The 13202-nt window shown below is 59.3% G+C and carries 9 protein-coding genes; 6 read left to right on the forward strand and 3 right to left on the reverse strand.

Annotated elements, in window-relative coordinates; translation table 11 throughout:
- Positions 1-315: 315 nt before the first annotated feature.
- Positions 316-1134, reverse strand: a complete 819-nt coding sequence (locus WAW39_RS21335) for a PP2C family protein-serine/threonine phosphatase (protein WP_422321185.1) — start codon at positions 1132-1134, stop codon at positions 316-318.
- Positions 1131-1529 (reverse strand): serine/threonine protein phosphatase, encoded by a 399-nt coding sequence (locus WAW39_RS21340; protein ID WP_422321186.1) that lies wholly within the window; start codon positions 1527-1529, stop codon positions 1131-1133. Before WAW39_RS21340 ends, WAW39_RS21335 begins: the two co-directional genes overlap by 4 nt.
- A gap of 350 nt (positions 1530-1879) precedes the next feature.
- Between WAW39_RS21340 and WAW39_RS21345 the strand changes: the two genes are divergently transcribed.
- The 5 genes from WAW39_RS21345 to WAW39_RS21365 all read left to right on the forward strand — a co-directional run bounded on the left by WAW39_RS21345 (position 1880) and on the right by WAW39_RS21365 (position 10371).
- Positions 1880-2896 carry a glutamine synthetase beta-grasp domain-containing protein gene (locus WAW39_RS21345; protein WP_422321187.1) on the forward strand — a complete coding sequence of 339 codons (1017 nt, stop codon included), beginning with the start codon at positions 1880-1882 and terminating at the stop codon, positions 2894-2896.
- A 167-nt stretch (positions 2897-3063) separates the two neighbouring features.
- Positions 3064-3579, forward strand: a complete 516-nt coding sequence (locus WAW39_RS21350; protein ID WP_422321188.1) for an Imm42 family immunity protein — start codon at positions 3064-3066, stop codon at positions 3577-3579.
- A gap of 227 nt (positions 3580-3806) precedes the next feature.
- Positions 3807-4844 carry a P-loop NTPase gene (locus tag WAW39_RS21355; protein WP_422321189.1) on the forward strand — a complete coding sequence of 346 codons (1038 nt, stop codon included), beginning with the start codon at positions 3807-3809 and terminating at the stop codon, positions 4842-4844.
- A 332-nt stretch (positions 4845-5176) separates the two neighbouring features.
- Positions 5177-5722: an RNA polymerase sigma factor gene (locus tag WAW39_RS21360; RefSeq protein WP_422321190.1), complete on the forward strand. Its 546-nt coding sequence runs from the start codon at positions 5177-5179 to the stop codon at positions 5720-5722.
- Between the two features lie 23 nt (positions 5723-5745).
- Complete coding sequence (locus WAW39_RS21365) at positions 5746-10371, forward strand: YfbK domain-containing protein (RefSeq protein WP_422321191.1); 4626 nt, start codon at positions 5746-5748, stop codon at positions 10369-10371.
- Between the two features lie 280 nt (positions 10372-10651).
- Here the strand turns inward: WAW39_RS21365 and WAW39_RS21370 are convergent, their stop codons facing one another.
- Positions 10652-11821, reverse strand: coding sequence for a hypothetical protein (locus WAW39_RS21370; protein ID WP_422321192.1), 1170 nt, complete (start codon positions 11819-11821; stop codon positions 10652-10654).
- A gap of 272 nt (positions 11822-12093) precedes the next feature.
- Between WAW39_RS21370 and WAW39_RS21375 the strand changes: the two genes are divergently transcribed.
- Positions 12094-13202: DUF1549 domain-containing protein (locus WAW39_RS21375; RefSeq protein WP_422321193.1), on the forward strand; the 1109-nt coding region annotated here is incomplete at its 3' end.

Here is a 13202-nt window from a genome sequence, read left to right on the forward strand (position 1 = left end):
CCTCAGTTGCTCTTCCTGCGCCTTCACGTTTAAGCGCCCAGTCGTCCCCGTTATGTGTTAGATGGTAGTTTTGCATATGTATTTGTTCATCGGAACATCAGTGCAACGCCTGAGATACCTATCGGCTTAGCTTAAAATTGAAGAAAATTTTAATCCTATTGAGGCCATTATTATTATGCGGGAAATATATAAGTGCCTTAATTAGATATTCAAGACTCCTAGGTCGGCCGGATTAAAGACCCGTTTTCAATCGCACGGGTATTAGAGAGTTCGCATGCTCCGTATGCAGCCTATGGGTTCGGGCTGCAGAGCTACTCAGAGCATCTCCACGACGACGGCGCTGGCGTTGTCTTTGCCGGATTCGGCCACGGCGTATTCGACGATGGTTTTGGCGTCGTCTTTGGCGAGCATGTCGGCGAGGCGGTGGTCCCAGATGCCGTCGATGACGCCGTCGGTGCAGAAGAGGAAGCGGTCGCCGGGCTCGCAGCCGACGGAGCCGATGTGGGGATCAATGTTCTGGCGGCCGGCGCCGAGGACCTGCATGAGGACGCTCTTGCGCGGGTGGGTGCGGGCCTGGCGCTCATTGAGCTCGCCTTTGCGCTGGAGCCAGCCGACGTAGCTGTGATCGTGCGTGAGCTGCTTCATGGGGCCGCCTTTGGGCAGGTAGTAGATGCGGCTGTCGCCCACGTGGGCGAAGTGCAGCCAGCCGGGGGTGAACCAGCCGAGGCTGAGGGTGGCGCCCATGCCGCGGCATTCTTCGTAGTAGCGGCCGAGTTTGCTGAGCTCGGCGTGGATGCGGCTGATGAGCTCCTGCAACACATCGCCATGGCCGATGGAGAAGTGCTGGGCGGACTGCTTGAAGCTCTTCGGCAGAAGCTGGGTGATTTTTTCGGCGGCGATCTTGCTGGCGAATTCGCCGGACTTGGCGCCGCCCATGCCATCGCTCACGGCAAAGACGAAGTCGCCGCTGTCGAGGGTGGATTCGCCGACTTTGCCGAGGTAGCGGACTTCATGGGCGTCAAAATTGAGGCACAGGAAGGTGTCTTCGTTGTTGGTGCGGACACGTCCGGGATGGGTCATGCCGGACCAGCGGAGGCGGGCGGGGGGTGGTTGGGTGGGGTTGGGATCGCTCATGCTGCAGGCTTCGGCGGCTCGTCGAGGATGGTTGCGAGCTCGAAATCGATGAGGCAAAACCTGCCGTCGGAGTTGCGGTAGGTGATGTTGCGGGCAAAGGCGTCGTCATGGCGGACGCCGTAGTCGCGCTCCAGGGCGCCGAAGAGCTCCTTGATGCGCTTTTCGCTGATGTGGGTGACGATGGAGCCGCAGTTGGTGGTGACGATTTTCAGCTCTGCGGGGTCGGATTCCAGGAGGCGGGGGACGTAGTCGCAGCCGCGTGCTTCGAGGAGTTTAAGCACGCGGACTTCGTTTTCGAAGCGGTCCCGGGCGTTGTGCCCCTTGAACTGCTTGTACACCTTGCCGTCATAGCCGATGTGCACAATGGCGCGGGCGGTGTTTTTGGCTTCTTTCATGGGGTGTTTGCGGTGGCACCTTCCGGCCTGTGGGCGGGATGTGCAATGGTAAAAGGGGAACGGAGGGCTGGCCGCAAAGGGGCGCAAAAAAGGCGGAAAAAAAAGAGGCGGGAGGGGCCGGAGAGAGGCTATGGGTGGGAGTGACGTGGGAGAGCCTGAGATCAAGAAATGAGGGGTGGAGAAATGATGGGGGTTTGCTGATCTTTCGGAGGTCCTGAGGAGGCGGAGTGGGTGCAAAAAGTTGAAAAAACATCTCGCGTGTGGCATGAAACATGCTCATTTCGACGACGCTGCTGCTGGAGGAAAAGTTTCCGAAGGCCTTAGGCAAGACTCAATCCACACATTCAACCATGGCCAAATACAAACTCGAATATCTCTGGCTGGACGGTTATCAGCCTGTCCGCAACCTTCGTGGCAAAACTCAGATCAAGGAGTTCGCCAGCTTCCCGAAGCTGGAAGAACTGCCAGACTGGGGCTTTGACGGCTCCTCCACCCAACAGGCCCCTGGCGGCAGCTCTGACTGCGTGCTGAAGCCTGTGGCCGTGTACCCGGACAGCAGCCGCAAGAACGGCGTGCTCGTCATGTGCGAAGTTTACAATGCCGACGGCACCCCCCACGCCTCCAACGAGCGCGCCACGATTCTTGACGATCCGGACGCCTGGTTCGGCTTTGAGCAGGAATACTTCCTGTATCAGGACGGCCGCCCCCTGGGCTTCCCTGAGAACGGCTATCCTGCCCCGCAGGGCCCTTACTACACGGGCGTGGGCTACACGAACGTGGGCGACATCGCACGTCAGATCGTCGAGGAGCACCTTGACCTCTGCCTTGACGCTGGCATCAACCACGAAGGCATCAACGCCGAAGTGGCCAAGGGCCAGTGGGAATTCCAGATCTTCGGCAAAGGCTCCAAGACCTGCGCCGACCAGGTCTGGGTGGCCCGCTACATCCTGCAGCGTCTGTGTGAAAAGTATTGCGTGGACGTCGAGTACCACTGCAAGCCTCTCGGCGCCACCGACTGGAACGGTTCCGGCATGCACGCCAACTTCTCCACGAAGTACATGCGTGAAACCGGCGGCGAGCCCTATTTCCTCGCCCTCATGGCCCAGTTCGAGAAGAACTGCGCCGAGCACATCGCCGTGTATGGCCCTGACAATCACATGCGCCTGACCGGTCTGCATGAGACGCAGTCCATCGACCAGTTCTCCTGGGGCATCGCTGACCGTGGCGCGTCCATCCGCGTCCCGCACAGCTTCAAGAAAAACGGCTGGAAGGGCTACCTGGAAGACCGCCGTCCGAACAGCCAGGGCAATCCATACGCGATCGCCAGCCGCATTCTCAAGACGATCTCCGAAGTGCCGAAGCCTTAATAGGCTGCCGAGCTATCGATCCACGAACGCCGCCTGGAAACAGGCGGCGTTTTTTTGTGGGGGGAGGTGGGAGATGTCCAGAGGGGGCGACGTGATTGAGGACGTGTCCAAATACCACTCTTCTCACGATTCTTGACACAAGATAAGATCGAGCCTTTGAATGGCTAATGATCGTGACGGGACATAACAATGATTTTGCGATTGCGGCGGAGGTCACTGAAATTGTCGACGATTGGATCTTTGGCAGGTTTCGTTTTGTGCTGCATGGCAGGGCCTGTGGCAATTGGAGTGACACGGTTGATTTGAGAGGCTGTCATGGGTGGCTGAAGGATTTTTCGATAAACTTGCTTCCACGATTTGAGCCGGGATTAATGACGCTGCCTGCTGTTGAAGTTTTTGAGCGGTTGGTGAAGCCAGTGCTGATGCAGCCCGATGGTGAAGAGTATCCGGAGGTCTATCCCGACACCTTAAGTCGCTTCCACATTTCCCATCTTGGAATGTCATCTTTCAGTGCTGTTACGATGGTGCTTGTCGAAGGAACGGAGCAGCAACGATGTGTGTGGCAGGCCAATGACGAACCGATTATTTCGGACGTGTTTCCGCTGAATTGCATGCAAAACGTGGCTGGGGAGTTTTGTGACCTCCTGGAAAGAGAAGTCGCAGCGCTTGGTCATGTCCTGTGATGATCAAGAAAGGGGGGGCAGACGGGCTAAAGCCCGAACTACGTTCGAAGAAGCCGGAGCCAAGACGCTGTCGCCGGATGAGGCGCTCCGTTTCTGGCTGTGGTGAATGCGTGGCGGGGCGGCAGGATCGAGAACGAGGATAAAGAGGCGGAGTAAGAGGAAGAGGAGGATAAAAATCGTTTCACTTTTGACTTCTCGCGCTAGTTGAGGCGTATCCCCCAACCCCCATGCCCACCGAACAAGACATCCGCACCGCCCTTGGCAACGTCCGCTACCCTGGATTCAGCCGTGACATCATTTCGTTTGGCCTCGTGAAAGGCATCCAGATTGAAGGGAAGAATGTGACCATCGACATCTCGGTGGCGACGCGTGACCCGAACATCCCGCGGCTCATCCATGAGCAGGCGATGGACGTGCTGAACAAGGTGGCGGGGATCGGTGAGGTGAAGCTGAACTTTGACATCAAGGACCCGCCGGGAGCGGGCGTGACGGCGTCTGAAAAGCTGGGCAAGTCGAGCATCCCCGGCGTCAAGAAAGTGATCGCCGTGGCGTCTGGCAAAGGCGGTGTGGGCAAGAGCACGGTGGCCTCGAATCTGGCCATCGCGATGAGCAAGAGCGGGCTGCGCGTGGGCTTGTGTGACTGCGATTTGTACGGGCCGAGCATTCCGCACATGTTTGGCACGGATGAGCGGCCGTATCAGAATGATGAGCAGCAGATCGTCCCCATTGAAAAATACGGCGTGCAGCTCATCTCCATGGGCTTCCTGCTGGATGATGGCTCGCCGGTGATCGTGCGCGGGCCTATCGCGACGCGATACACGCAGCAGTTTCTGCGGCAGGTGGCGTGGGACAATCTGGATGTGCTGGTGCTGGATCTGCCGCCGGGCACCGGGGACATTCAGCTGACGATCGTGCAGACGGTGTCGCTGGACGGGGCGGTGATCGTGACGACGCCGCAGGAGGTGGCGCTGATCGATGCGCGCAAGGCGGTGGGCATGTTTCAGAAGGTGAACGTGCCGATCCTGGGCATCATCGAAAACATGAGCTACTTCCTCTGCCCGAGCGACGGGCAGGTGTACCACATCTTTGGCAAGGGCGGCGGTGAGCACGAGGCAAAGCGCCTGGGCGTGCCGTTGCTGGGGCAGATCCCCATCGAGATGCACGTGCGCGAATGCGGCGATGAGGGGTACCCGATTGCGCTGGAGGATGCGGAGAAATCGGCGTCTTCGAAGGCGTTTCGTGAGATTGCGGCGAAGCTGAAGTAGTGCGGGCAATCATGCCCGGAGATAGAGCTCTCGACACGGGCAGGATTGCCCGTGCTACTGCTGGCATGTGCGCGAATGGCGGGAGATTGCCCTGGAGCTGAGGCAACAGGGCGGGGCTGTGTGGTCTGAAATGGACCACGGAATACACGGAATACATGGAAATCAGAGTCTGGATCTGATTCCGTGTATTCCGTGTATTCCGTGTATTCCGTGGTTTGAGCTGATTGGAAAAAGGGTGCTTGAGTCGCGGGCTTACGATGAATCTCGCCTTCTGTGAAAAAATTCCCCAAGATGCGGGAATGTCAGACGTGATGCCCGCCGAACACACCCTCATGAGCGAATCGCACGACCTCTTTCTTGAAACCCTGCAGCGCTACGAGCGGCCCCTCATCCGCTATGCGCATGGTTACACGGGGGATCTGGAGGATGCGCGGGACATCGTGCAGGACGTGTTTTTAAAGCTGAGCCAGCACCTGGCCACTCTCGATCACGAGAGGCTGGCGCCCTGGCTCTTCACGGTCTGCCGCAACCGTGCCCTGGACCATCACCGCAAACATCAACGCCTCGTTGTTATGGAAACAGAAACACTCGATCTCGAAACCTCCGCTGATCCCGCGCCGAATGACGCGATGGAGCAGCGCGAGACGGCGACTGCGCTGCGTGAACTCATCGAAACGCTGCCGGTGCGGCAGCGCGAGGCGGTGCGGCTGAAGTTCATCGCCGGACTCGACTACCAGCAGATCAGCGCCGCCATGCAGACCAGCATCGGCAACGTGGGCTACCTGATCCACCACGGCGTGGCCGCACTGAAAACGAAGTGGCAGGCGCACGATGCGCCGCCGCCCCCGGCGCAGAAACTGAAACACGCCATCGCTTAACACCCCTCACCCCCTTTGAGATCATGAAACCGGAACAAATCACCGCCTGGGCGCTGGATGAAGCCAGCACCGAAGAACGCCAGCAGCTGGAGGCGGCGCTGCTGGAGAATCCGCAGGACAAAGAGAAGGCGGATGCCACGAAAGCTTTCTGCGACTTCCTGCTGAGCGAACTGCGGGATGACTCCCTGGCGCTGACCGACAAACAGCGCGAACGGCTCGTGGCGCAGGCCGCCAAGCCTCAGGCTGTGGAGCCATCGTCCCAAGTGCCCGCTGCAGGCGCGGCACCTGCACAAACTCCTGCGGCAAGCGGGAAGCCGGGCAAGACCACTCGGTGGAACATCGGCGTCATCGTCCGCCTCTCCCTGGCCGCATGCGCGGTGCTGGGAGGGTTTTGGACGTGGCAGGTTTATTCCTCCAGGCGGAGCGAAGTGCGTGCCGTCGCGGCCGTGGCGGAGAAGCCGGGCATCAAGGTGCAGCTCGCCCCGAAGCCGGAGGCAAAGAAGAAAGCAGGGCAGGGGCCGGAGGCACGGCTGCTGGCGGCCACACCGGTGAAGCCTGTGATCGTGGCGGAGCAGCCTGCGGCGAAGACGCTTTCGCCCATGCCGAAATCCGCACCTGTGGCCGCAGTGAGTGCGCTGGCCGTGAACAAGGACCAGCGTGCGATGAGCCCCGGCGATGTGGAGCGTCTGAAGCGGGTGCAGGATGAGAACGCGTACGGCCTGAGCTTTGGCGGAGGCCTCAAGACTCCCGATGCAGTCGGCCTCGTCGTGGCGGGGACGGGCATGACTTCGCAGAAGCTGGAGCCGGTTGCTGCAGGGGCGGCGCTGGGGCTCGCGAATGGCAGTGTTCAGGTTGCCGGTGGCGATGCCCGCATGCCGGTGGATGCGGGCCGTCTGACCGTGAATGGCGGCAGCGCTTTGACGGTGGGTGCCGCGGTTTCTGACGCAACGGGCAGCGTTTTGAAGATGATTCCGGACGCCAAGGATCTGCTGAAGCAGACTGAGGAGCGGCAGGCTGCGAGCTTGAGTTTGAAGGGCGGGTACTTTCCTAACCAGAGCGTTGTGCATGGTCTGGCCCCCGACGTCATGGAGATTGATGGCTTGATCAATTTGTACGTCCCAACACTGGACAACTCCTCTCTAAATCGCATCGATGTCGTCGGCAAGGCCCCTGTGGCACCTCCCCGCGTGACAGCTCAAAAGACGGGGCTTGCTTATGGTCTCCTGCCAGGTGTTCATCTCCTGAGGATGGACGGCTGGCCTCCGATGCCTCAAGCGAATCCAAGTGTGTTGGCCGCATTCGGGGATCTCGATGAGGCGGGATCGCTGGCGGAGTATCAGCCGGGTGTGGACATGGGGGACCTGCGTCTTCCTCAAGGGAGCTACAACACTCGCGGTGGGGCCTGGCTGATGTTGACTGCTGCCAATGCGAGCACCGGCAGCATCACAGTTCAGGCTGGCATGCCTTACATGATGAATGCATTTATGCGGTCATTAGAAGTGAACGTTTTTGATGATTTGCTTGGGGCTTCTGCGGGGAACTTGAAATTAGATCCAGCCTACCTTTCTGTCCCGGTCGGAGGCATCACGATCGATCCTTGGGTGTGGATGCAATCAAACCCCAATGCAAAATCGGCGGGTCTGATTTCTTTCGCGGCGGCTGCGAACTCGCAGCTCAAAGCCGCCCATGACAGCGATTCCATTGCGGCGGCGGATCAGCAGCTTCTTGGCGGTCTCCTTCGCAGGGATCAGCGCCTCTCAGGCTCTGCTGCTGCCCTTGCTGACTCTTCCAGGCTGAGTGAAATGCAGGCTGCGGTTTTCAATGCGAGCGGATTGAGAGAGGGAGTTGATCTGATAGGCGCGCCGGTGGTCAGGACCAAGTCAGGGACGGGGGCCACGATGGATGTGACGCGTGAGTTTTACTCTGCGGGTTCGATCGAGGTGCCAAACAAGTCGAACTTCAAATTTGACGGGTCTTCGGCTGCTGCCTTCGCTGATGCGCCTGCCGCGCAGGCTGGTATGCGCAAAGGAGCGGGGGCTTTGATCGCCAATGGAAATGTGGTGAAGGCTTCGCCCACTCAAGGCATGGAGACGATTTCGTTCACGGGGGAGGTGGTCATGATTTCCGGGCAGCCTTATCCGGTGGTCATTCCGGTGAAACCCAGCGGAGTCAAAATATTCGGTCCCACAACGGCTGCCACCAGAGCCGAACCTACACTTACCTTTGGCAGCACTTCAGCGCAGCCTGGATACATTGCTACCGCAGGAACCGCCGGGGCTGGCACCACGTTGGCGACAACGAGCAGCGGCTCCTTGCAGACGAATTCCCTCACAGTAGGGAATGTGGTTTCAGCCACTCCCATGACCAAAACCGCCCCCGTCGTGCGGATCAGAGAAGGTATAAGGAGTTACATGGCTGCCGACAGGTTTATTATCGGTGATACATACAACAACAGCGCGGTAAGCCCGGCACCTGCACAAGCGGTGGCGAACACTTTGGCCAACACCGTTTCTGCCACCCCACGGGAGAACGAGACAGCAGGTGCGATCACCTCTGGATCAGGAGCCATGACCAAAACGGGCGCGGGCGTGCTGGTCCTGGGTGGTGCCAATACCTACAGCGGTGGGACGACGATCAATGGCGGCACGTTGAGTGTGTCCAATGGTGCGGCGATGCCGAGTCGCGATGCGTTTGCTCCGCTGATGGATGATCAAGGACAGATGAAGCGCAATGCTGGTGTGGTATTTAATAATAACGGCGGCGCTGTGGCAGGCGCAGCGCCTGCTGCTGCACCGGCTTCTCCTCCTGCGGGAGTCGTCGGCGGATCGTCAACGACGGCCCGCCAAGACGTCACGACCTTCACCACAAGCGCAGCCGGGGTGCAGAATCCCCAGGCTGCGGCGCTGGGTGGCAATGCGAGCTCTACCACGGCTGCGCCTGCCAGTCCGGCCACGTTTAACTCGACGGCTGCTGTTGCCATGGATCTGCCAATGGTGATGAATCCAACACAGGCGGCGGCAGCCTATGACCCCCAGAGGTCGAAGATGCTGGCCCAAGTGAGTGAGTCGTGGGAAAGCAAAGTGCCGCTGCTGGTGCAGTCGGGTCAGGTCGTGCTGGGCAAGGACGGGAAGACGGATGACTTCTACCTCGTTGGGAAAGCGACTGCCGTGGAGGAGATTTCCAAGAGTCCCAGCCAGCCGGGCAACGGTGAATCCTACACCCGCATCATTGAGAACGAGCTGAAGGACGTGGCGCGTGAACCGCTGTCCACGCTCTCCATCGATGTGGACACTGCGTCGTATGCGAACGTGCGGCGCTTTTTGAACCAGAACATGATCCCGCCGCCGGATGCGGTGCGCATTGAGGAGCTGGTGAATTATTTCCCCACGGCCGAAGAAGGCCCGGCGCATGATGCGAAGGAACCCTTCGGTGTGCGCGTGGAGCTGGCACCCTGCCCCTGGCAGCCGGTGCACAGGCTGGCACGCATCGCCATCAAAGGCCGTGAGATGGACAAGGACCGCAAGGCGAGCAATCTGGTCTTCCTGGTGGATGTGTCGGGTTCCATGAATGAGCCTGCCAAGCTGCCGCTGGTGCAGCAGTCTCTGCGCATGCTCACGGAGCAGCTCGGAGAAGGGGACCGCGTGACGATGGTGGTGTATGCCGGCAGCAGCGGCGTCGTTTTGCCACCGACGAGCGGGGAGAAGAAAGAGGAGATCCTGGGCGCGATCAACCGGCTGCAGGCGGGCGGCAGCACGCATGGCAGCGCGGGGATCAAGCTGGCGTATGAGCAGGCGGTGGCGGGCTTCATCAAGGGCGGCGTGAACCGCGTGATCCTCTGCACAGACGGCGACTTCAATGTGGGCGTGAGCTCGCCGGAGGAGCTGGAAAAACTCATCAAGCACAAGGCGAAGAGCGGTGTGTTTCTTAGCGTGCTGGGCTTTGGCAGCGGCAATCTGAAGGACCGCACCATGGAAACCCTGGCTGACAAGGGGAACGGCAACTACGCCTACATCGACAGCCTCAGCGAGGCGCGCAAGGTGCTGGTGGAGCAGATGAGCGGCACGCTGGTGACCATCGCCAAAGACGTGAAAATCCAGGTGGAGTTCAATCCCGCCGCCGTGCGCAGCTACCGCCTCATCGGTTATGAAAACCGCCTGCTGGCCAAGGAGGATTTTAACGATGACACGAAGGACGCCGGAGAGATCGGCGCGGGTCACAGCGTGGTGGCCTTGTATGAGATCGTGCCGGCGAATCTGCCCGCTGGTGCGGAGGGTCGCCCTGCCGTGGACAGCTTGAAGTATCAGGCTCCTGCCATCTCACCTGCGCAACTCGCCGAAGCGGCGAAGAGCGGCGAGATGATGACCGTGAAGCTGCGCTACAAGGAGCCTGAGAGCGATCTGAGCAAGCTCATCGAAGTGCCAACGAAGGACGATGGCAGGACGCTGACGGCGAGCAGTGAGGAGTACAAATTCAGCGCGGCGGTGGCGGGCTTTGGCCTGCTGCTGCGCGACTCCAGCTACAAAGGCTCGCTGAGCTGGGAAACCGTGCGCCGCCTCGCACTGGACGGCAAAGGCGCGGACAAGCAGGGGCATCGCGGGGAGTTTCTGCAGTTGATTGACAAGGCGCGGGGGCTGAAAGGTGAAAAGTAAAAAGGGTAGGTGAAAAGGGTCAGAGCAGGCGCGGCGTAGAGGGCTGATGGGTCGAATGGGACCTGTCGGCCTTTTGCCTGGCGGGGTGAAGGGCGCTTTGCCCGGGAGAAATTCCCCGCAAGAAACTGCGCCGGGCGGTGTGGGTTTGGCTCCCTCTTGTATCACCTGCTGCGCCGGACTGTTGCCTTTGCTGGAACGCCCGTTGCAGGCCAGCGCTCCGAGCGCCGCCTGGATGATGGGAGGCTGAAGCGAAGCCAAGGATGATTCCCACGTGACCGGCTTACATGATGTGACAGCTCTGGTGATTCTCGCCGCCTCCCTTGCTCAGTGCGTTTTGCGCGCGGAGCATGTCTCTGACGGTGGTTTTGTCTACTTTGACTTCAGGTGACGATCCGCGTTTCATGGCGGCTTCAAGATTTGTAGTGTGTGCCTCGGCAACTGCATTGATTTTATTGTCCAATGCTTTCAAAAATTCATCGAGATCTCTGACCTGCGAACACAGCTTGGCAAGATCGCTTTCATATTCCTTCATCATGCTTTGATATGATTCCAGCTCCTCCTTTGAGCATGGCTCTTTGGGCTTGTCGGGTTTGCTAAAATGCTCGTGAGTGTTTTTCCTGCCTTCGAGTTCTTCAAATGCTGCTCTCAACTCATCGTGAATGCTGGCGTAAGGTTTAGCGGAATCCTTGTGGTCGGCGGTTATTTTCTCTTCAACTCCGACCCCCAGAACCTTGTGCCGTCCCTTGTCGAGCTGCTCCAGCGGGCGCGCTGCATCAAACAGGTAATGAGTCTCCCCCTTGTAGCCAATGATGTTCGTGTCGTTGAACAGGCCTTTGTCATCGCAATGCTCAACCAAGGCCTTGTGAAACTCTCCCGCGCCGCTTCCGCACGCGAGGAGCTTGATCTTGGCTACATTTCCTGGAATTCCATCTTGCTCCATCTGATCCACGAGCCGCTGCACCGAGCAGCGCTGATCGGGGCGAGCATCCTTTTGGACAGCGGCGAGAAAATTCAGGTTTTTGTGCCCGTGCGCATACACCTGCACGGTGTCACTGGCTTTTACTTCATGACCATCCGGGACTCCGTGCTGCTTGATCAAAGGGGTTTTTCTCGCGGTATCCAGCAGGAGTCTTGCCTGACGTTGGGGGCCCAACGTATTAAACTGAGCAGCAAGCTGATCTGTTGTGAGGTTTTCGTCCCCCTCTGGAGCAAGTTTGGATGCGAGTCCCCTCAGTGAGACCTGTGCTTGATAAGCATCCACTTTTTCCCGCAGTCCCAGTCCACCGGCAGGGGGATCTTGATCAGGTGAGAAGGGCAGGTAGAAGATGGTTCGGGACGTCTCTGCAGGAACGGCGGCCTTGGCAGCTTCCAACTGGTTCACAATGGCCTCATAGGTTAGTGGTTCTCCTGGGGGATCATTGTGATCGTTCAGATCATCATAAGTAATCATATTTATATTTAATTAAAAATTTTAAATAATTTAGAGATTATGCGTTATTGGCTGGGTGTGGTTACATTGCTGTATGAAATGAGATAGGCGGAATTCCGCGTTATGTGACACTCGTTTAATCAAGGAATAAGACTCACCTTGCCGTAGAATGGATATCCATTCACAGCATGGCGCTCTATCATGACCTGATTTCGGAAGGAGAGAAATTCCGCGCAAGAAACTGCGCCGGGTGGTGTAGTTTTGGCTGCCCCCATTTCCTGTTTTCCTTCTGCATGCTGCGCCGCGTTTTTGCTGTTTCGTTTCTTGGCTTTTCATTCTCTGCCGTCCCGTTTGCGCGGGGGGCGGATGCGGCGGCGTTGTGGTCGGGGAAGGTGCGGCGGATTCTGGATGAGAACTGTGTGAAGTGCCACGGGGTGCTGGAACAGAAGGGCGGGCTGGAGCTGGACACGCCGGAGATGGTGATCAAAGGCGGTGAAGACGGTGCCGTGGTGTCGCCCGGCAAGCCGGAGGCGAGCGCGCTCTTTACGAGCTTGGAAAAGGGCGCGGACCCGCACATGCCGCCGAAGAAGCAGCTCAGCGATGTGGAGCGCGCGGCGGTGAAGGAATGGATCTCTGCGCTGCCTGCCACGCCGGTGGCGGCGGTGGAGAAAGCGCAGCCCAAGGTGGCGCGGCAGTTTGCCTCGGGTGAGGAGGCGATCGCGAAGCTGGTGGAGGAAGGCTGGGCGCGTGCGGGCGTGAAGCCTGCGGCGGCGGTGCCTGATGCGGTGTGGTGCAGGCGTGTTTACTTGGATCTGGCGGGGCGCATTCCCACGCAGGCGGAGCTGGCGGCCTTTGTCGCCGCACCGCAGCGGGATGTGCTGATCGACAAGCTGCTGGCGGCACCGGAGTACGCGGTGCGCATGCGGGAGCTGTGGGACAACTTTTTCATGGGCCGCCTCACACGCGGAAATCCGGATGGACGGCGCAAGGGCTCGGGCTGGTGGACTTTTCTTGAGAAGGCTTTCAAGGACAACCGCCCATGGAACGAAGTGGTGTACGATGTGCTCTGCGCACGGCCTGACCCGGCGCCGGACCGCAAGGGCGCGGCGTGGTTTTTGTTTGAGCGGAAGAACGACCACCAGAAGATCGCCGAGGCGGTGGCGCCGGTGGTGTACGGGACGAAGATCGACTGCGCGCAGTGTCATGACCACCCGCTGGCGCGTGAGATCAAGCAGGCGCACTACTGGGGTCTGGTGGCCGCGTTTAACCGCAGCAAGAACGTGGACGCCAGCACGGCCGTGGCGGAGAGCGCGGTGGGCGGCTTCATGAATTTCACCAATCTGAAAAAGGAGTCCCAGCCTGCTGTGGTGACGCTGCTGACCGGTCGCACGCTGCCGGAAGT

The organism is Prosthecobacter sp., from assembly GCF_049294395.1.
In the GTDB taxonomy this organism is placed as follows: Bacteria; Verrucomicrobiota; Verrucomicrobiia; order Verrucomicrobiales; family Verrucomicrobiaceae; genus Prosthecobacter.

Coding starts and splice junctions, on each gene's coding strand:
- WAW39_RS21335 (WP_422321185.1), bottom strand. CDS start 1,134: ATGAGCGATCCCAACCCCACCCAACCACCCCCCGCCCGCCTCCGCTGG.
- WAW39_RS21340 (WP_422321186.1), bottom strand. CDS start 1,529: ATGAAAGAAGCCAAAAACACCGCCCGCGCCATTGTGCACATCGGCTAT.
- WAW39_RS21345 (WP_422321187.1), top strand. CDS start 1,880: ATGGCCAAATACAAACTCGAATATCTCTGGCTGGACGGTTATCAGCCT.
- WAW39_RS21350 (WP_422321188.1), top strand. CDS start 3,064: ATGATCGTGACGGGACATAACAATGATTTTGCGATTGCGGCGGAGGTC.
- WAW39_RS21355 (WP_422321189.1), top strand. CDS start 3,807: ATGCCCACCGAACAAGACATCCGCACCGCCCTTGGCAACGTCCGCTAC.
- WAW39_RS21360 (WP_422321190.1), top strand. CDS start 5,177: ATGAGCGAATCGCACGACCTCTTTCTTGAAACCCTGCAGCGCTACGAG.
- WAW39_RS21365 (WP_422321191.1), top strand. CDS start 5,746: ATGAAACCGGAACAAATCACCGCCTGGGCGCTGGATGAAGCCAGCACC.
- WAW39_RS21370 (WP_422321192.1), bottom strand. CDS start 11,821: ATGATTACTTATGATGATCTGAACGATCACAATGATCCCCCAGGAGAA.